Below are 18162 nucleotides of genomic sequence, written 5' to 3'. Positions count from 1 at the left end.
TTGAGCTGGCCTCGCGCCGCAAAAAAAGACCCGGATCCCCCCGTTGCGACCTTTCTTTCCGGGCGTGCGGGAGCAACGGACCCGCCGGCGCGCGCGGCCCGGCTAACCCAGGGACGTCATCACGTGCTTGATGCGCGTGTAGTCCTCGAAGCCGTACGCCGAGAGGTCCTTGCCGTAGCCGGACTTCTTGTAGCCGCCGTGCGGCATCTCCGCGACCAGCGGGATGTGGGTGTTGATCCACACGCAGCCGAAGTCGAGCGAGCGCGACATCCGCATGGCGCGGGCGTGGTCCTTCGTCCAGACCGAGGACGCGAGGGCGAACTCGACACCGTTGGCGAACTCCAGGGCCTGCTCCTCGTCACGGAACGACTGGACCGTGATGACCGGGCCGAAGACCTCGTTCTGGACGATCTCGTCGTCCTGCTTGAGGCCGGAGACGACGGTCGGGGCGTAGAAGTAGCCCTTCTCGCCGACCTGGTGGCCACCGGCCTCGACCTTGGCGTGGGCCGGAAGGCGGTCGATGAAGCCGGAGACCTGCTTCAGCTGGTTGGCGTTGTTCAGCGGGCCGTAGAGCACGTCCTCGTCGTCCGGCTGGCCGGTCTTCGTGTCCGCGGCCGCCTTGGCGAGCTGCGCCACGAACTCGTCGTGGATGGACTCGTGCACGAGGACACGGGTCGCGGCCGTGCAGTCCTGGCCCGCGTTGAAGAAGCCCGCCACCGAGATGTCCTCGACGGCCTTGGCGATGTCGGTGTCCTCGAAGACGACGACCGGGGCCTTGCCGCCCAGCTCCAGGTGGACGCGCTTGACGTCCTTCGCCGCCGACTCGGCGACCTGCATGCCGGCACGTACCGAACCGGTGATGGAGGCCATCGCCGGGGTCGGGTGCTCGACCATCGCCCGGCCGGTCTCGCGGTCGCCGCAGATGACGTTGAAGACACCCTTGGGGACGATCTGGCCGATGATCTCGGCGATCAGGACGGTCGACGCGGGGGTCGTGTCCGACGGCTTGAGGACGACCGTGTTGCCCGCGGCGAGCGCCGGGGCGAACTTCCACACGGCCATCATCATCGGGTAGTTCCACGGCGCGACCTGGGCGCAGACGCCCACGGGCTCGCGGCGGACGATGGAGGTCATGCCCTCCATGTACTCGCCGGCCGAGCGGCCTTCGAGCAGCCGGGCAGCACCCGCGAAGAAGCGGATCTGGTCCACCATCGGCGGAATCTCTTCGCTCGCGGTGAGAGCGACCGGCTTGCCGGTGTTCTCGACCTCGGCGGCGATCAGGTCGGCGGCGCGCTCCTCGAAGGCGTCCGCGATCTTGAGCAGGACCTTCTGGCGCTCGGCGGGCGTGGTGTCACGCCAGGCCGGGAACGCGGCCGCGGCCGCGTCCATGGCGGCGTCGACGTCCGCCTGTCCGGAGAGCGGAGACGTGGCGAAGACCTCGCCCGTGGCCGGGTTGACCACATCGATGGTCCGTCCGTCGGCGGCGTCCCGGAACTCCCCGTTGATGTAGTTACGCAGCCGGCGCAGCTCGGTGGTCACTTTGCCACCCCTCCTGTCACGTTCTTCGGTCGCACTTCGTCGTGCGGTGTCCCGTTTGCTGAGACACCCCAGCCTAATCGCTTCCCTGACGCTTTCGACAGGCCCGACATCCGCCAACTTCGGATTCAGTGCCATCCGTGACCCCAAACAACGAATTTCATCGCTTCGGGCTTGCCAGACCGACGAGTCTCGGTGCACAGTGAAGGCGTGGCCAGTCAAAGCACGAACTCCAGAACCGGTTCCGGTTCGTCCCCGACGATCGATGCCGTCTCTCTGGCGATCATCGAACAGCTCCAGGAGGACGGTCGCCGTCCGTACGCCGCGATCGGCAAGGCCGTGGGCCTCTCGGAGGCGGCCGTCCGGCAGCGCGTCCAGAAACTGCTCGACCAGGGCGTCATGCAGATCGTCGCCGTCACCGACCCGCTCACCGTGGGACTCCGGCGGCAGGCGATGGTCGGCATCAACGTCGAGGGTGACCTCGATCCGGTCGCGGAAGCACTGACTGCCATGTCGGAATGTGAGTACGTGGTCATGACCGCGGGCTCGTTCGACCTGATGGTGGAGGTCGTCTGTGAGGATGACGACCATCTGCTGGATGTGATCAACAAGCGCATCCGCACCCTCCCCGGCGTGCGCTCCACGGAGAGCTTCGTCTACCTCAAGCTCAAGAAGCAGACCTATATGTGGGGAACTCGATAATCGTGACCCAGGACCTGTCCAAGACCGCGTACGACCACCTGTGGATGCACTTCACCCGCATGTCGTCGTACGAGAACTCACCCGTGCCCACCATCGTGCGTGGTGAGGGCACCTACATCTTCGACGACAAGGGCAAGCGGTACCTCGACGGGCTCGCCGGTCTCTTCGTGGTCAACGCCGGCCACGGCCGCAAGGAGCTGGCCGAGGTCGCGTACAAGCAGGCCCAGGAGCTCGCGTTCTTCCCCGTGTGGTCGTACGCGCACCCCAAGGCCGTCGAGCTGGCCGAGCGCCTGGCCGACTACGCCCCGGGCGACCTGAACAAGGTCTTCTTCACCACCGGTGGCGGCGAGGCCGTCGAGACCGCCTGGAAGCTCGCCAAGCAGTACTTCAAGCTGCAGGGCAAGCACACCAAGTACAAGGTCATCTCGCGTGCGGTCGCCTACCACGGCACCCCGCAGGGCGCCCTGTCGATCACCGGTCTGCCGGCCCTCAAGGCCCCCTTCGAGCCGCTGGTCCCCGGCGCGCACAAGGTGCCGAACACGAACATCTACCGCGCCCCGATCCACGGCGACGACCCGGAGGCCTTCGGCCGCTGGGCCGCCGACCAGATCGAGCAGCAGATCCTCTTCGAGGGCCCCGAGACCGTCGCGGCCGTCTTTCTGGAGCCCGTGCAGAACGCCGGTGGCTGCTTCCCGCCGCCGCCCGGGTACTTCCAGCGGGTCCGCGAGATCTGCGACCAGTACGACGTGCTGCTCGTCTCCGACGAGACGATCTGCGCCTTCGGCCGCCTCGGCACGATGTTCGCCTGTGACAAGTTCGGCTACGTGCCGGACATGATCACCTGCGCCAAGGGCATGACCTCGGGCTACTCCCCGATCGGCGCCTGCATCGTCTCGGACCGCATCGCGGAGCCGTTCTACAAGGGTGACAACACCTTCCTGCACGGCTACACCTTCGGTGGCCACCCGGTGTCGTCGGCGGTCGCCATCGCCAACCTCGACATCTTCGACAAGGAAGGCCTCAACCAGCACGTGCTGGACAACGAGGGTGCCTTCTTCTCGACGCTGCGGAAGCTGCACGACCTGCCGATCGTCGGCGACGTCCGCGGCAACGGCTACTTCTACGGCATCGAGCTCGTGAAGGACAAGGTCACCAAGGAGTCCTTCACGGACGAGGAGACCGAGCGCGTGCTCTACGGCTTCCTCTCCAAGGCGCTCTTCGAGAACGGCCTCTACTGCCGTGCCGACGACCGTGGCGACCCGGTCATCCAGCTGGCCCCGCCGCTCATCGCCGACCAGGGCACCTTCGACGAGATCGAAGGCATCCTGCGCTCGGTGCTGACCGAGGCGTGGACCAAGCTCTGACCCTTCCCGCCGTCCCCGCCCCGCGCGGGGACGCAGGACCTCACGCCGCCCTCACGGCGTGACCCCGGACATCCTTACGGTGCCCAGTGACCGACAGGCCCGTCCCTTCGTTCCCTCGGACGGGGGAACGCAAGAATCGGATCCGACATCGAGGTGTACGCGATGGCCCCACCGGACAACGACGTGCTCTGGGCGCGTTCCCTGCACTGCACCCTGGAGGGCTCGGACGTCCTGACCGGCGTCTCCCTGGGTGTGCGCGAGGCCGAGATCCTCGCCCTGGTCGGCCCGCGCGGCAGCGGCAAGACCACCCTGATGCGCTGCCTGTCGGGGCAGACCGTCGCCCAGCAGGGCGAGGTCTGGTTCAACAGCAGCCCGGTGCACACCATGACCCCGGTCCAGCGCGAACGGCTGCGCCGCGACCGGTTCAGCTGGATCGACCCCGAGCCCGGACTCGTACCGGAGCTGACCGCCTGGGAGAACGCGGCCCTGGCGCTCCTGCTCCGCGGGGTCTCGCACCGGACCGCGAAGGCCTCCGCCCTGGAGTGGCTGGAGCGGCTCGACATCGGTGCCTGTGCCCGTAGGCGTCCGCACGCGCTGACCCAGTCGCAGCGGCAGCGGATCGCCATCGCCCGGGCGCTGGTCACCACCCCGTCCGTGCTCTTCGCCGACGAGCCGACCGCCTCGCTGCACCGCGCCGACGGAGCCCAGGTGCTCCGTACGCTCACGGCCGCGGCCCGCTCGCACCGGATCACCGTGCTCCTCGCCACCCACGACCCGGGCGTCGCGGCCCTCGCCGACCGCTCGGTCGCCCTGCTCGACGGCCGCCGGGTGGGCTCCACGTCACCGGCCAACGGGGCGGAGGGCGTCGCCGCGTGCTCGCTCTCCGTCTAGTCCGCGGGACCCACCCCGTCGTGCTGATGCGGCGCCTCCTGGTCGCCGCGGCGGCCGCGGGGGTGGGCTTCCTGCTGCTGTGCACGCTCGGGTACGCCGTGGGTCACCCGGACCGGTCGGCCGCCGCGACCCTACGGCTGCTGTGGTGCGTGGTCCCGATGGCCGCGACGGTGCAGTTCGCGGTCGCCGTCGCCCGTACGGATCCCAGCACCCGGCCGCGCCCCGGGCTCTCGGCGATCGGACTCGGCCCGGCCCGGCTCACGGCGATCGCCGCGGCCTCGACGGCTGTCTCCTGCACACTCGGCTCGATGGTCGCACTGTTGTTCTACCTGCACCTGCGTGGCGACATCACCGGGCTGCCGTTCGACGGCGCGGCCGCCGAGCTGCTCGCCGCGGGCCGCCCGGTCCCGCTCGCCGCCGCGCTCACGCTCCTCGCCGTCCTCCCGGTGGCCGCCTCCACGGCCGCCGGCCTCGCCCTGCGGCCGGGGAAGAGCCCCGCGGCCCCCGACGGCGTCGAGCGGACGGCGCCTTCGGGACTGCCCTGGGGCGTGGCCCTGCTCGCGGTCGGCCTCGCCGTCGAGACGTACGCGGGGCAGAGCGCCGACGGCGGCGGGCTGCCGCTCCCGGGGCGCCTCGACGTCAACCCGGCGGGGGTCCTCGCGGGCTGGATCCTCACCACGATCGGCCTCGCGATGGCCGGCCCCGGCATCACCCACTGGTGCGGCCGGCTGCTCCAGACGGTCCGCCCGGGCGCGATCAGGCTCCTCGCCGGCCGCGTCCTGATGGACGAGTCCCGCCGCATCGGGCGGCCGCTGGGCGTGGTGTGCGCCGTGGCCTCTGGCGCGGTCGCGGCGACGACGCTCTACGACACGGGGACGGACGACTTCGGTCCGCTGACCGGACTGGGCGCGGTGCTGGTGCTGAGCTGCACCACGGCGACGCTGCTGACCGCGGCGCTGGAGTCCCGGCAGTGCCGCGCCCACACGACCGAGGCCCTGGTCCGCATCGGCGCCCCGCCCACGGTCCTGCGCACGGCGGCGCTCATGCGCGCGGGTGCGCTGCTCGCGGTCTTCCTGCCGCTGACGATCCTGGTGGGCCGACTGGCAGCGGTCCCGCTGGGAGCCTGAGCGCCGGAGACGCACGCCCCAGGACCGGCCCCCGCGCACCGCAGGACCGCTACCTCACCGGGGACGCACGCCGCAGGACCGGGTCCCGCGCCTGCCGGGACCCGGCAGGGCGGGGCCGACGGGCGGGTCCGGCAGGACAGGTCCGACGGGGCGGGTCCGACGGGGCGGGCGTCCGGGGGTGGCCGCCGGGGCGATGGAGGCCGCGAGCCAGGGGGCGTACACCTGGCCGCTCGCCGACGACGTCCTCGACGAGGCGCTCGAACTCCTCGCCAGGGCTTCGTCGTTCTCCCCGTCCGTCAGCGACTGCGCGCACGCCGCGTTCGACGTCCGCGTTCGACATCCGCGCTCGCCGGCCGAAGGGCGGCGACTCGGTGGGCGTCCCCACCCGGCTCCACGGCCACGAGCCGCCGAACCCGCTCGCCGGCCGCATCGCCACGAAGGCGCCTCACAGCCGGTCCCCCGCGAGAACCACGACCTCCTCGGCGGCGAAGGTCACGCCCACCTCCGCGCCCACCTCCGGCGCGCCGTGGAGGGTGCACTCCGCCTCCAGGTGCGGTCCTTCGGCCGGCCTGAGCAGGACCGCGACGTGCGTGCCGCGGAACGTACGGGTCTCGACCGTGCACGCCAGGCCGTCGGCCGGGGCCACGAGCCGGACCCCGCCCGGGCGTACGAGGATCTGCCGCAGGCCCTCGGGCGAACCGTCCGGCACGGGGACCTTGCCCCACACGGTGTCGGCGGCCGCGCCGCTCACCGTCCCGGGCACGACGTTGTCGAAGCCGAGGAACCGCGCCACGAACGCGGAGGCCGGCCGCTGCCACACCTCCAGTGGTGTCCCGGACTGGGCGATCCGGCCGTCCCGCATGACCACGACCCGGTCGGCGAGCGCGAAGGCCTCCCCCTGGTCGTGGGTGACGGCGAGCACCGTCGTACCCAACCGGCCGAAGAGGCCGCGCAGTTCGATGACGAGCCGTTCCCGCAGGCCTCGGTCGAGCTGGCCCAGCGGCTCGTCCAGCATCAGCAGCCGGGGGCGGGGAGCGAGGGCTCGGGCGAGCGCCACGCGCTGCTGCTCGCCCCCGGAGAGCGCGGCGACGGCCCGTCCGGAGGCCCCGGGCAGTCCGACGAGTTCCAGCAACTCACCTACGCGCGCGTCCCGTTCGGCCCGCTCCACCCCGTGCATCCGGAGCCCGAAGGCGACGTTGCCACCCACGTCCCGCTGGGGGAAGAGCTGGTGGTCCTGGAACATCAGCCCGACGCCGCGTCGGTGCACGGGCACCCCCGTCTGGTCGGCGCCGTCGAGCAGCACCCGCCCACCGTCGAGCGCCTGGAGTCCGGCGACGGCCCGCAGCAGCGTGGACTTGCCGCTGCCGCTCGGCCCGAGCACGCACACGATCTCGTGATCGGCCACCTCCAGGTCCACGGAGTCGAGCGCGGCCCGCTCCCCGAACCGTACGGTCGCGCCCTCGATGTGCAGCATCAGAACTCCCCGGAGGCGGTCCGGCCCGCGCGGAGCCGTTCGAGCAGCAGCAGGGACACCGCGCACACCACCATCAGAATCGTCGAAAGGGCCATGGCCTGACCGTAGTTGAGCTCGCCGGGCCGGCCGAGCAGCCGGGCCACCGCGACGGGAAGCGTCGGATTGTCGGGCCGTGCGATGAAGACGGTCGCGCCGAACTCGCCCAGGGAGACCGCGAACGCGAACCCGGCCGCGATGAGCACCGCCCGCCGCACCAGCGGCAGGTCGACCTCGCGCCACGCCCGCAGCGGCGAGGCGCCGAGCACGGCGGCCGCCTCCCGCAGCCGTTCGTCGACGGCACGCAGGACGGGCAGCATCGTCCGTACGACGAAGGGGACGCCGACGAGCGCCTGGGCGAGCGGCACGAGGATCCAGCTCGCCCGCAGGTCGAGCGGGGGCTCGTCGAGCGTGATCAGGAAGCCGAAGCCGACGGTGACGGCCGAGACGCCGAGCGGCAGCATCAGCAGCGCGTCGAAGCCGCGCACCAGCCGGCCGGCCCGCCGGGTCAGGGCGGCCGCCGCGAGTCCGCCGATGACGAGGGCGAGGGCGGTGGCGACGAGGGCGTACTGGAGGGAGTTCCCGATCGTGTCGACCATGGGCACGAGGAAGGTCCCGGACGGGTCGACGGACCACAGGGCCCGGTAGTAGTCGAGCCCGTACCCGCCCGGAGTGTCGAAGGACCGCTCGACGAGCACGGCGAGAGGCAGCACCAGCAGCAGGAGGATGGAGAGCAGGACACCGCCGAAGAGCGCCCACTGACCGAAGCCCCTGGGCCGCCGCGCGGTCTGCTCGGGCGCCACGAGCTTCAGGGCCGTCTCCCGGCGCCGTACCGTCCGGGCGTGCACGGCGAGGACGACGCCGACTGCCACGAACTGGACGAGGGTGAGGACGGCTGCCGTCGTCAGGTCGAAGCGGTCGACCGTCTGCCGGTAGATCTCGGTCTCCAGGGTGGAGTACGCCGGTCCGCCGAGGATCTGGACGATGGCGAACGATCCCGCGGTGAACAGGAACACCATCAGCGCGGCCGCGGCGACGGCGGGGGCGAGCGCCGGCAGGGTCACGGTCCGCCAGGCGGTGAACCGGGAGGCGCCGAGGACGCGGGCGGCCTCCTCCTGACGCGGGTCGAGCTGCGCCCACAGGCCGCCGACGGTCCTGACGACCACGGCGTAGTTGAAGAAGACGTGCGCGAGGAGGATCGCCCAGACGGTGGTGTCCAGGCGCACCCCCCACAGCTCGTCGAGGAGCCCGCCGCGGCCGACGAGCGCCAGGAAGGCCGTACCGACCATGACGGTCGGCATCACGAAGGGCACGGTGACGACCGCGCGCAGCAGACCCTTGCCGGGGAAGTCGAAGCGCGCGAAGACGTACGCGCCGGGCAGCGCGATCAGCAGGGTCAGCGCGGTGGAGGCGAGCGCCTGCCAGAGCGTGAACCAGAGGACGTCGAGGATCTCCGGCCGGCTGAGCGTCTCGCCGAACCGGTCGAACCGCCAGGCGCCGTCGGACCGCAGCCCCCGCTCGACGATGGAGACGACGGGCCAGGCGAAGAAGAGGGTGAAGAAGGCGACGGGCACGACCATCAGGCCGAGCCGCGCCGCGCTTCCCCGGCGGTCGGACCGCTTACGGACTACTTCAGGACGAGCGAGGACCACGACTGGATCCACTGGTCACGCTTCTCGGCGATCTTCTCGGGCGCCATGGTCTGCGGCTTGTCGATGACCACGCCGTGCTTGGTGAAGAGCTCGGGCAGCCGGGCGCCCTCGGTCACCGGGTTGACGAACATCTGCAGCGGCATGTCCTCCTGGAACTTCTTCGAGATCAGGAAGTCGATGAGCGCCTTGCCGCCCTCGGGGTTCTTCGCGCCGTTCAGCAGTCCGGCGAACTCGATCTGCCGGAAGCAGGTGCCGGTGGAGACGCCGGTCGGCGCGTCCTTCGGCTGCGGCTCGGAGTAGAGGACCTCGACCGGCGGGCTGGAGGCGTAGGAGACGACCAGCGGCCGGTCTCCCTTGGCCTGCCGGCCGCCGGCCGAGCCGGAGAACTCCTGGTTGTAGGCGAGCTCCCAGCTGTCGACGGTCTTCACGCCGTTGGCCTTGAGCTTCTTCCAGTAGTCCTGCCAGCCCCCGTCGCCGTACCGGGCGGCCGTGCCGAGGAGGAAGCCGAGGCCGGGAGAGGACCTCTCCGGGTTCTCGACCACGAGCAGGTCCTTGTACTCCGGCTTGGCCAGGTCGTCGAAGGTCTGCGGGGGCGCGAGCTTCTTGTCGGCGAAGTACTTCTTGTCGTAGTTGACGCAGATGTCACCGGTGTCGATCGGGGTGACCCGGTGCTCCTTGTCGATCTTCGCCTCGGCGGCGACGGCGTCCAGGCCCTTGGCCTCGTACGGCACGAAGATGCCGTTGTCGAGCGCGCGGGAGAGCAGGGTGTTGTCGACGCCGAAGAAGACGTCGCCCTGCGGGGAGCCCTTGGTCAGGATCTCCTTGTTGACGGCCACGCCGGCGTCGCCGCTCTTGAGGACCTTGACCGTGAAGCCGGTCTGCTCGGTGAACTCCGCCAGGACCTCCTTGGAGGCGCTGAAGGAGTCGTGGCTCACGAGGGTCACGGTCTTCGGCGCGGGCTCACCGCTCTTGCCCGCGGCGCCTCCGCCGTCCTCGGTGCCGCACGCGGCGAGCGCGGTGACGCCCAGCGCGGCGGCCACGCCGGTGGCGACCATCTTCTTGGTGTTCACGGAAAAGTCCTCCTGGGTGTGACCAGGAAGAGACGCGGCCCTGCCCACCCGAAGGTGGGCAGGGCGCAACAGCTCGAGTTGCGACCGAACTTCCTACCCAGAATGACCTGGGCAAGGTTCAGAGGGTCTGCGGTCCGGTGACCGCACTCTCAGCGCTGTGGCGCTCCCCTGTCGGAATATGGAGATGTGTTCGAGCACAGACTACAAGGTCAGCGCTCCGACGCCGCGAGCTGTCCACAGGCACCGTCGATCTCCTGGCCGCGGGTGTCACGGACGGTGACGGGGACACCATGGGCGGCGATGGCCTCGACGAAGGCCTTCTCGTCCTCGGGCCGGGACGCGGTCCACTTCGACCCGGGCGTCGGGTTCAGCGGGATCAGGTTCACATGGACCCTCTTGCCCTTGAGCAGCCGCCCGAGGAGGTCGCCCCGCCATGCCTGGTCGTTGATGTCACGGATCAGGGCGTACTCGATGGAGATCCGGCGACCGGACTTCTCGGCGTACTCCCAGGCGGCGTCGAGGACCTCGCGGACCTTCCAGCGTGTGTTGACGGGCACGAGGGTGTCGCGCAGCTCGTCGTCGGGCGCGTGGAGCGAGACGGCGAGCCGGCACTTGAAGCCCTCGTCGGCGAAGCGCAGCATGGCGGGCACGAGGCCGACGGTGGAGACGGTGATGCCGCGCTGCGAGAGACCGAGCCCGTCCGGCTCGGGGTCGGTGAGGCGGCGGACCGCGCCGACGACCCGCTTGTAGTTGGCGAGCGGCTCGCCCATGCCCATGAAGACGATGTTGCTGAGCCGCGCCGGTCCCCCGGGCACCTCGCCGTCGCGCAGGGCGCGCATCCCGTCGACGATCTGATGCACGATCTCGGCGGTCGACAGGTTCCGGTCGAGCCCGGCCTGGCCGGTGGCGCAGAACGGGCAGTTCATCCCGCAGCCGGCCTGTGAGGAGATGCACATGGTGACCCGGTCGGGGTAGCGCATGAGCACGGACTCGACGAGCGTGCCGTCGTGCAGCTTCCACAGGGTCTTACGGGTGGTGTCGTCGTCGCACGAGATGTGCCGGACCACGGACATCAGGTCGGGCAGCAGCTCCCCCTGCAGCTTCTCGCGGGAGGAGGCGGGAATGTCGGTCCACTCGGCGGGATCGTGGGCGTACCGCGCGAAGTAGTGAGTGGACAGCTGCTTGGCGCGGAACGGCTTCTCGCCGATCGCGGCGACGGCCTCCTTGCGCTCGGCGGGCGTGAGGTCGGCAAGGTGCCGCGGCGGCTTCTTGGCTCCGCGGGGGGCGACGAAAGTGAGTTCTCCGGGCTTGGGCATGGTGGTACCAGTGTCGCAGACGCGCGAGCGTGACCTGGGGCCGCGGCGCTCGGGCCGGCAGGACCGCGCCGGAGGCGGCGCGGGGGCCGGCTCCTGAGGTCGGAGCGTGTCAGGAGTGGTCGCGCTTGAGGGAGTCCTTGATGCCCTCGGCGCGTTCGCGGACGCTCTTCACCGTCTCGCGGAACTTGGCCTTCGCCTGGTCGGTCCTGCCCTCGCTCTCCCGTCGTTCGTTGCCGGTGAACTTTCCGGTGACCTCCTTGAACTTGCCCTTGGCCTTGTCCATGGCGTTGCTCATCGTCTGATCCCTTCAGTGGCCCATCGGCTTACGTCCACGCTAGGTCCGCACGGTCCGTGGCGCCCTGTGGAGCGGGTCCGCATCCTCAGGTCCGTGGCGAGCCCGGTTGGGTGGAGGGGATGCGCGGGGTGAAGAACAGCGCGAGGAGCGAGGAGAGGGCGAGGATCGCCAGGGCCGCCCGCAGCCCGTCCAGACGGGCGGCCGCGTTCGCGTCCAGGGCTGCCTCGGTCACCGCGTCGGAGGTTCCTGCCTCTTCGAGTGCCGCTCTGAGCTGGGCGTCCGAGAGGAACGGGACGCCACTCTGGAGTTCCACGGCCGCCCGGCTCTTGACGTCGGCCGGGATCGCCGGGTTCTGCTCGACGCTCGTGAGGAACGACGCCGTGAGCGCGCCGATCAGGAGTGACCCGGCGAGCGCCGTACCGATCGAGGCGCCGAGGTTGGTGACGGCGTTCTGCACACCGCCGACCTCCGCGCTCCGGCTGTCGGGAACGGCCGACACGGTGACCGAACCGAGCTGCGACGCCAGCGCGCCCATGCCGAGGCCGATCAAGAGCAGGGGGATGGTGACGATCTCCGCGCCGGCGTCGGCGTCGAGCGCCGCCATCAGCGCGACCGCGCCCGCGAGCAGCGCGAACACCCCGAGCCTCACCACCCTCCGCGGCGAGACGTCCGGGAGGAACCGGGGAATCAGGACCGCCGCCGCCAGCAGCGTCAGCGAGAGCGGCAGGATCCGCGCCCCGGTCGCGAGCGCGGACAGGCCCAGGGCGACGGACAGGTAGAGGGGGACGACGAAGAACACGCCCATCTGGACGAGGTACTGGAAGAAGAACATCGTCAGACCGCCGGTGAGCTGCTTGTTCTGCAGCATGGCCGGGTCGACGAGCGGTTCCCGGCCGCGGGCCGCGATCCGCGCCTCCCAGCGAAGGAAGAGCCAGACCAGGAGCAGGCCCATCAGCATCGTCCACACGACCATCGAGACGCCGAGCCACGAGGGGGCGTCCGGCTTGGGCCGGAACCAGCCCCATTCGTCCGAGCGGAGCACGCCGTAGACGAAGATCCCGAGCCCGAGGGCCGACAGTACGGCTCCGACGAGGTCGATCCGCGAGCGCGTCTCGCCCACGGCGTCGGCGATGCGGCGGGCGAACACCAGGATGACGAGCACCACCAGGACCTCGCCGGCGAAGACCCAGCGCCAGGAGAAGTACGTCGTGGCGACGCCTCCGACGAGCGGCCCGAGCGCGATGGCCACCGCTCCGGCGGCCGCCACGATCCCGTACGCGGTGGGTCGACGCTCCGTGGCGAAGTTGCCGGCCACCAGGGCCACGATCGCGGGCATGATGAGCGCCGCCCCGATCCCTTCCAGGAACGACCAGCCGACCAGCAGCACGGGAAGGTTCGGAGCCAGCGCCGTGGTCAGGGAACCGCAGCCGTAGATCACGCAGCCGATCATGAAGGCGCGCTTGCGGCCGATCAGCGCCCCGATCTTGCCCCCGGGGATCATGAACATCGCCATCACGAGCGTGTAGGCCGTGATCGCGCCCTGGATGCCGGTGACCGTCGTCCCCACGTCGTCGGCGACCGTCGCGATGGACACGTTCATGACGGAGCTGTCCAGCGCCATCAGGAACTGACCGGCCGCGAGCGTCAGCAGGACGAGACGCGCCCCCGCCGGAGCTTTCGGACTTCCTCCCCTGGATGCCATGGGCGCATCGTGCCAACGACGAGGCGGAGAGGGCCGAGACCCGCCGCAGCCGTCCACCGCATGGCGGCACAGGAGGCGACCGGCCCGTCGACCGCGCCGCCGCACCGCCCGAAGCGCCGCCCGAAGCACCACTCGACGCACCGCCGCCGCACCGCTCGACGCACGAGGGGCCCGTCGCTCGTTAAGCGACGGGCCCCTCGTGAGCGAGCGTGCGGATCAGGTCGTACCGACGAACAGCACCAGCAGCAGCCAGACCACCGGAGCCGTCGGCAGCAGCGAGTCAAGACGGTCCATGATGCCGCCATGGCCCGGAAGCAGGGTGCCCATGTCCTTGATACCGAGATCCCGCTTGATCATCGACTCGCCGAGGTCACCGAGCGTCGCGCTCGCCGCCACCGCCAGGCCGAGCAGCAGGCCCTGCCACCACGAGCCGCCGTCGACGAGGAACTCCATGCACAGCGCGCCCGCCGCCATCGCGAACGTCACCGCTCCCACCAGGCCCTCGCGGGTCTTGCCGGGGCTGATCCGCGGAGCCAGCTTGTGCTTGCCGAAACGCCAGCCGATCGCGTACGCGCCGGTGTCGCTGACGACCGTGAGCAGCAGGAAGGTGAGCACCCGCTCCGCGCCGTCGTCGGCCGTGAGCATCAGCGCCACGAACGTCGCCAGGAACGGCACGTAGAACGCGGCGAAGACGCCCGCCGTGACGTCCTTCAGATAGCCCTCGGGCCGTTCCGTCATCCGCCACACGAGCACCGCGAGCGCCGTCAGGGCCATGGCGACCCAGGCCCCCTCGGCACCGCGGACGTACCCGGCCACGACCATCGCCGCGCCGCCGACCGCCAGCGGGACGAGCGGCGCCTTGATGCCCTTGCGCTCCTGGAGGCGGGAGGTGAGTTCCCACAGACCGACCACGACGGCGACCGCTATGACGCCGACGAACGCGGCCTTCCAGATGAACAGGGACGCGATGATGACGGCGCCCAGACCGACACCGACCCCTATGGCGGCGCCCAGATCGCGCCCCGCGCTCTTCTTCTGCGGGGCAGCGGGCTGGGACGGGCTGGACATGGGCTCCTGCGGGTGCTCGTTCGGCGTCTCGTCACGGAACAGGGGACCGCTCGGCTGAGCGGCCCCCCGATCGTGGTCGTCCTGGTGATCGCCGGCGGGGACGTCGGGCACGATGGGCATGGGCCGAGTCTGCGCCGCCTGCAGCCCATCGTATGCGGGACCCGCCGGGGCAGGCCCCTGGTCGGGCCCCCAGTAGCCGGAACCGGCCGGGGCCCCCCAGGAAGAGTCGTTCATCAGACCTCGAGCAGCTCGGCTTCCTTGTGCTTGAGCAGCTCGTCCACCTGCGCGACGTACTTCGCGGTGGTGTCGTCGAGCTCCTTCTCGCCGCGGCGGCCCTCGTCCTCGCCGACCTCGCCGTCCTTGACCAGCTTGTCGATGGTCTCCTTCGCCTTGCGGCGGACGGAGCGGATGGAGATCTTGGAGTCCTCGGCCTTGCCCTTGGCGACCTTGATGTACTCGCGGCGGCGCTCCTCGGTCAGCTCCGGGAACACCACACGGATGATGTTGCCGTCGTTGCTCGGGTTGACGCCGAGGTCCGAGTCACGGATCGCCTGCTCGATGTTCCGCAGCGCGCTCTTGTCGAACGGGGTCACGACCGCCATGCGCGGCTCGGGAACCGAGAACGACGCCAGCTGATTGATCGGCGTGATCGCACCGTAGTAGTCCGCCACGATCTTGTTGAACATCGCCGGGTGCGCACGCCCGGTGCGGATCGCGGCGAAGTCCTCCTTGGCGACCACGACGGCCTTCTCCATCTTCTCCTCGGCCTCGAGGAGGGTCTCTTCGATCACCACTTGCTCCTGCGTGTCGTCGCGTCTTGTCCTGCACGGTGTACGACCGGCAGGGCCCTGTCCATCCCCATGGGGTCCCCCCAGGCCGTTCAGGCACTGAGGGAGGGGAGGTACCCGGTTCGAGCCGAGGCTCAGGCCCGGGTGCCCTGGTCGTTCACGAGAGTGCCGATCTTCTCACCCTTCACCGCGCGCGCGATATTGCCCTCGGCGAGCAGTTCGAAGACGAGGATCGGCAGCTTGTTGTCGCGGCACAGCGTGATGGCGGTGGCGTCGGCGACCTTGAGGTCGCGGGAAATGACCTCGCCGTACTCCAGCGCGTCGTACTTCACCGCGTCCGGGTTCTTCTTCGGGTCGGAGTCGTAGACCCCGTCGACGCCGTTCTTGCCCATGAGCAGGGCCTCGGCGTCGATCTCCAGGGCACGCTGGGCGGCCGTGGTGTCGGTGGAGAAGTACGGCATGCCCATGCCGGCGCCGAAGATGACCACGCGGCCCTTCTCCAGGTGGCGCACGGCCCGCAGCGGGATGTACGGCTCCGCGACCTGACCCATGGTGATGGCGGTCTGGACGCGGGAGTCGATGCCCTCCTTCTCCAGGAAGTCCTGGAGGGCGAGGCAGTTCATGACGGTGCCGAGCATGCCCATGTAGTCGGAGCGGGCCCGGTCCATGCCGCGCACCTGCAGCTCGGCGCCGCGGAAGAAGTTGCCGCCGCCGATCACGACCGCGATCTCCGCCCCGTCGCGTACGACTGCGGCGATCTCGCGGGCGATCTTGTGCACCACGTCGGGGTCGACGCCGAGACCGCCGCCTCCGGCGAATGCCTCACCGGACAGCTTCAGCATGAAGCGGCCGGCCTTTTTGGCGTGGTTGTCGTCGCCCTGTACGGCGCTCTGGTTCATGGAGATCTCCTCGTGCACATACGACGAAGGCCATTGCCGGTGGGTCCTTGCGGTTTCCCGTACGGCAATGGCCTCCTCGTCAGAACTGCGGTCGTCCTACGCGAGCGTGGGCGACTGCTTCAGACCCTACCCGGGTCCGGTGTCCGTCGCGTACGGACTCAGATGCCGACCTTGATGCGCGTGAAGCGCTTCAGGGTGACACCGGCCTCGTCCAGGATCTGCTGGACGGACTTCTTGTTGTCCAGCGCGTACGGCTGGCCGAGCAGCGTGGCGTCCTTGAAGAAGCCGTTGACGCGACCCTCGACGATCTTCGGGAGCGCGGCCTCCGGCTTGCCCTCGGCGCGGGTGGTCTCCTCGGCGACGCGACGCTCGGTCTCGACGACCTCGGCCGGGACGTCCTCACGGGTGAGGTACTTCGGCGCGAAGGCGGCGATGTGCTGCGCGACACCCTTGGCGATCTCGGCGTTCTCCTTGTCGAACTCGACGAGAACACCGATCTGCGGGGGCAGGTCGGGCATGGTGCGGTGCATGTAGGCCGAGACGAAGCCGTCGGCGTACTGCGCGAAGCGGTCGAGAACGATCTTCTCGCCCAGGTTGGCGTTGGCCTCGTCGACGTACGCCTGGACCGTCTTGCCGGGCTCGATCTCGGAGGCGAGCAGCGCCTCCAGGTCGGCCGGGGAGGTGGCGGCGACGTGAGCGGCGAGCGCGTTGGCGACGGCCTGGAACTTGTCACCCTTGGCGACGAAGTCCGTCTCGCACTTCAGCTCGACGAGGACACCGGAGGTGTTGTCGTCGGCGATGAGGGAGACGACGGCGCCGTTCTCGGCAGAGCGGCCCTCGCGCTTGGCGACGCCCTTCTGGCCCTTGATGCGCAGGGCCTCGACGGCCTTGTCGACGTTGCCGTCGGCCTCGTCCAGAGCCTTCTTGCAGTCCATCATGCCGGCGCCGGTGAGCTCACGGAGCTTCTTGACGTCAGCGGCGGTGTAGTTCGCCATGAGTCTGAGTTTCTCTCTCGAAGTCTGAAAGATCTACGGGTGGACGGCGGAGGCAACGCGTGCCTCCGCCGTCGACATCCGATACAACCAACCGGACCTGACCTGTGAAGGTCGGGTCGTGGGTCAGGCCTGCTCGGCCTCGGCGGCCGGAGCCTCGACAGCCTCGGCGGCCGTGGCGGCCTCGGCGTCGGCGACCTTCTCGGTCTCGGCAGAGGTCTGGACCTCGGCCTCGTCAGCCTTCTTCTCACCCTCGAGCAGGTCGCGCTCCCACTCGGCGAGCGGCTCGCCGGCGGCCTTCTCGCCCGGCTTCGAGTCGCCGGTCGCGGCGCCGGAGCGGGCGATGAGGCCCTCGGCGACGGCGTCGGCGATCACGCGGGTGAGCAGGGTGACGGAGCGGATCGCGTCGTCGTTGCCCGGGATCTTGTAGTCGACCTCGTCGGGGTCGCAGTTGGTGTCGAGGATCGCGACGACCGGGATGTGGAGCTTGCGCGCCTCACCGACGGCGATGTGCTCCTTCTTGGTGTCGACGATCCAGACGGCGCTCGGCACCTTCTGCATCTCGCGGATACCACCGAGGGTCTTCTCCAGCTTGGCCTTCTCGCGGGAGAGGACCAGGAGCTCCTTCTTGGTGAGGCCGGACGCGGCCACATCCTCGAAGTCGATCTGCTCGAGCTCCTTGAGGCGCTGCAGACGCTTGTAGACGGTGGAGAAGTTGGTGAGCATGCCACCGAGCCAACGCTGGTTGACGTACGGCATGCCGACACGCGTCGCCTGCTCGGCGATGGCCTCCTGGGCCTGCTTCTTCGTACCGACGAACATGATGGAGCCGCCGTGCGCGACGGTCTCCTTGACGAACTCGTAGGCGCGGTCGATGTACGACAGCGACTGGAGCAGGTCGATGATGTAGATGCCGTTGCGCTCGGTGAAGATGAAGCGCTTCATCTTCGGGTTCCAGCGACGGGTCTGGTGACCGAAGTGGACGCCGCTCTCCAGCAGCTCCCGCATCGTGACGACGGCCATGGCCGTATCTCCTTGTGTTTCTCGGTTATGTCCTGACACCCCGGCGCGCCATGCCGCAAGGGACCGAAAGGCGCTGCCACGACCGGTGAGGGTTGTGTGGCGGGGCGTGCGAAGTCGACCCGGTGACCCGGATCGCCATAGGAAGTGTACGGGACCCCGGGGGTGCCGGGTGACGGCGCTGTCCACAACCGGCCGGTATTCCACAGATATCAACCATGATCAACGCG

At 69.9% G+C, this 18162-nt stretch carries 16 protein-coding genes and 1 riboswitch; of the genes, 4 read left to right on the top strand and 12 right to left on the bottom strand.

Annotated elements, in window-relative coordinates; genetic code table 11:
* Window positions 1-102: 102 nt before the first annotated feature.
* Entirely contained in the window at window positions 103-1539 is a 1437-nt protein-coding gene (locus ACFUJR_RS03365) for a gamma-aminobutyraldehyde dehydrogenase (RefSeq protein ID WP_383181322.1), read from the bottom strand.
* A gap of 192 nt (window positions 1540-1731) precedes the next feature.
* On the opposite strand from ACFUJR_RS03365, the gene ACFUJR_RS03360 reads away from it, so the two are divergent.
* The 4 genes from ACFUJR_RS03360 to ACFUJR_RS03345 all read left to right on the top strand — a co-directional run bounded on the left by ACFUJR_RS03360 (window position 1732) and on the right by ACFUJR_RS03345 (window position 5620).
* Window positions 1732-2238, top strand: coding sequence for an Lrp/AsnC family transcriptional regulator (locus ACFUJR_RS03360; protein WP_383181319.1), 507 nt, complete (start codon window positions 1732-1734; stop codon window positions 2236-2238).
* Entirely contained in the window at window positions 2223-3602 is a 1380-nt protein-coding gene (locus tag ACFUJR_RS03355) for an aspartate aminotransferase family protein (RefSeq protein WP_383181316.1), read from the top strand. The genes ACFUJR_RS03360 and ACFUJR_RS03355 overlap by 16 nt, the downstream gene beginning before the upstream one ends.
* A 162-nt stretch (window positions 3603-3764) precedes the next feature.
* The gene (locus tag ACFUJR_RS03350; protein ID WP_383179382.1) at window positions 3765-4493 is read left to right on the top strand and encodes an ABC transporter ATP-binding protein; all 729 of its coding nucleotides are present in this window, start codon (window positions 3765-3767) and stop codon (window positions 4491-4493) included.
* Window positions 4475-5620 (top strand): hypothetical protein, encoded by a 1146-nt coding sequence (locus ACFUJR_RS03345; RefSeq protein ID WP_383179379.1) that lies wholly within the window; start codon window positions 4475-4477, stop codon window positions 5618-5620. The genes ACFUJR_RS03350 and ACFUJR_RS03345 overlap by 19 nt, the downstream gene beginning before the upstream one ends.
* A 445-nt stretch (window positions 5621-6065) precedes the next feature.
* Here the strand turns inward: ACFUJR_RS03345 and ACFUJR_RS03340 are convergent, their stop codons facing one another.
* From ACFUJR_RS03340 to rpsB, 11 genes are all read right to left on the bottom strand, one after another.
* Entirely contained in the window at window positions 6066-7094 is a 1029-nt protein-coding gene (locus ACFUJR_RS03340) for an ABC transporter ATP-binding protein (RefSeq protein WP_383179376.1), read from the bottom strand.
* Window positions 7094-8710 (bottom strand): ABC transporter permease, encoded by a 1617-nt coding sequence (locus ACFUJR_RS03335; protein WP_383179387.1) that lies wholly within the window; start codon window positions 8708-8710, stop codon window positions 7094-7096. Before ACFUJR_RS03335 ends, ACFUJR_RS03340 begins: the two co-directional genes overlap by 1 nt.
* A gap of 47 nt (window positions 8711-8757) precedes the next feature.
* Window positions 8758-9837 carry a thiamine ABC transporter substrate binding subunit gene (locus ACFUJR_RS03330; protein ID WP_383179385.1) on the bottom strand — a complete coding sequence of 360 codons (1080 nt, stop codon included), beginning with the start codon at window positions 9835-9837 and terminating at the stop codon, window positions 8758-8760.
* Between the two features lie 87 nt (window positions 9838-9924).
* Window positions 9925-10032, bottom strand: a riboswitch (TPP riboswitch).
* Between the two features lie 29 nt (window positions 10033-10061).
* Window positions 10062-11168 (bottom strand): 23S rRNA (adenine(2503)-C(2))-methyltransferase RlmN, encoded by a 1107-nt coding sequence (gene rlmN, locus ACFUJR_RS03325; RefSeq protein ID WP_260227729.1) that lies wholly within the window; start codon window positions 11166-11168, stop codon window positions 10062-10064.
* Between the two features lie 109 nt (window positions 11169-11277).
* Entirely contained in the window at window positions 11278-11463 is a 186-nt protein-coding gene (locus tag ACFUJR_RS03320) for a CsbD family protein (RefSeq protein ID WP_383179373.1), read from the bottom strand.
* Window positions 11464-11548: 85 nt separating this feature from the next.
* On the bottom strand, window positions 11549-13165 hold the full coding sequence (locus ACFUJR_RS03315) for an MFS transporter (protein WP_383179370.1): 1617 nt from the start codon (window positions 13163-13165) through the stop codon (window positions 11549-11551).
* A gap of 216 nt (window positions 13166-13381) precedes the next feature.
* Window positions 13382-14467, bottom strand: coding sequence for a phosphatidate cytidylyltransferase (locus ACFUJR_RS03310; protein ID WP_383177428.1), 1086 nt, complete (start codon window positions 14465-14467; stop codon window positions 13382-13384).
* Window positions 14467-15024, bottom strand: coding sequence for a ribosome recycling factor (frr, locus tag ACFUJR_RS03305; protein WP_158990977.1), 558 nt, complete (start codon window positions 15022-15024; stop codon window positions 14467-14469). Before frr ends, ACFUJR_RS03310 begins: the two co-directional genes overlap by 1 nt.
* A 131-nt stretch (window positions 15025-15155) precedes the next feature.
* Entirely contained in the window at window positions 15156-15920 is a 765-nt protein-coding gene (pyrH, locus tag ACFUJR_RS03300; RefSeq protein WP_383177424.1) for a UMP kinase, read from the bottom strand.
* Window positions 15921-16078: 158 nt separating this feature from the next.
* Window positions 16079-16915, bottom strand: coding sequence for a translation elongation factor Ts (gene tsf, locus ACFUJR_RS03295; RefSeq protein ID WP_383177420.1), 837 nt, complete (start codon window positions 16913-16915; stop codon window positions 16079-16081).
* Between the two features lie 123 nt (window positions 16916-17038).
* The gene (gene rpsB, locus ACFUJR_RS03290; protein ID WP_383177417.1) at window positions 17039-17935 is read right to left on the bottom strand and encodes a 30S ribosomal protein S2; all 897 of its coding nucleotides are present in this window, start codon (window positions 17933-17935) and stop codon (window positions 17039-17041) included.
* Window positions 17936-18162 lie beyond the last annotated feature (227 nt).

It is taken from the genome of Streptomyces sp. NPDC057271 (assembly GCF_042668715.1).
In the GTDB taxonomy this organism is placed as follows: domain Bacteria; phylum Actinomycetota; class Actinomycetes; order Streptomycetales; family Streptomycetaceae; genus Streptomyces.
The sequence above is the reverse complement of the archived record's forward strand: the minus strand, read 5'-3'. Positions and strand labels throughout refer to the sequence as shown.

Bases quoted from the DNA above. Each gene is read 5' to 3' on its own strand.
- ACFUJR_RS03320 (WP_383179373.1), bottom strand. From the start codon at position 11,463: ATGAGCAACGCCATGGACAAGGCCAAGGGCAAGTTCAAGGAGGTCACC.
- ACFUJR_RS03340 (WP_383179376.1), bottom strand. From the start codon at position 7,094: ATGCTGCACATCGAGGGCGCGACCGTACGGTTCGGGGAGCGGGCCGCG.
- rlmN (WP_260227729.1), bottom strand. From the start codon at position 11,168: ATGCCCAAGCCCGGAGAACTCACTTTCGTCGCCCCCCGCGGAGCCAAG.
- tsf (WP_383177420.1), bottom strand. From the start codon at position 16,915: ATGGCGAACTACACCGCCGCTGACGTCAAGAAGCTCCGTGAGCTCACC.
- rpsB (WP_383177417.1), bottom strand. From the start codon at position 17,935: ATGGCCGTCGTCACGATGCGGGAGCTGCTGGAGAGCGGCGTCCACTTC.
- pyrH (WP_383177424.1), bottom strand. From the start codon at position 15,920: ATGAACCAGAGCGCCGTACAGGGCGACGACAACCACGCCAAAAAGGCC.
- ACFUJR_RS03350 (WP_383179382.1), top strand. From the start codon at position 3,765: ATGGCCCCACCGGACAACGACGTGCTCTGGGCGCGTTCCCTGCACTGC.
- ACFUJR_RS03335 (WP_383179387.1), bottom strand. From the start codon at position 8,710: ATGGTCGTGCCCGTCGCCTTCTTCACCCTCTTCTTCGCCTGGCCCGTC.
- ACFUJR_RS03330 (WP_383179385.1), bottom strand. From the start codon at position 9,837: ATGGTCGCCACCGGCGTGGCCGCCGCGCTGGGCGTCACCGCGCTCGCC.
- ACFUJR_RS03310 (WP_383177428.1), bottom strand. From the start codon at position 14,467: ATGAACGACTCTTCCTGGGGGGCCCCGGCCGGTTCCGGCTACTGGGGG.
- ACFUJR_RS03315 (WP_383179370.1), bottom strand. From the start codon at position 13,165: ATGGCATCCAGGGGAGGAAGTCCGAAAGCTCCGGCGGGGGCGCGTCTC.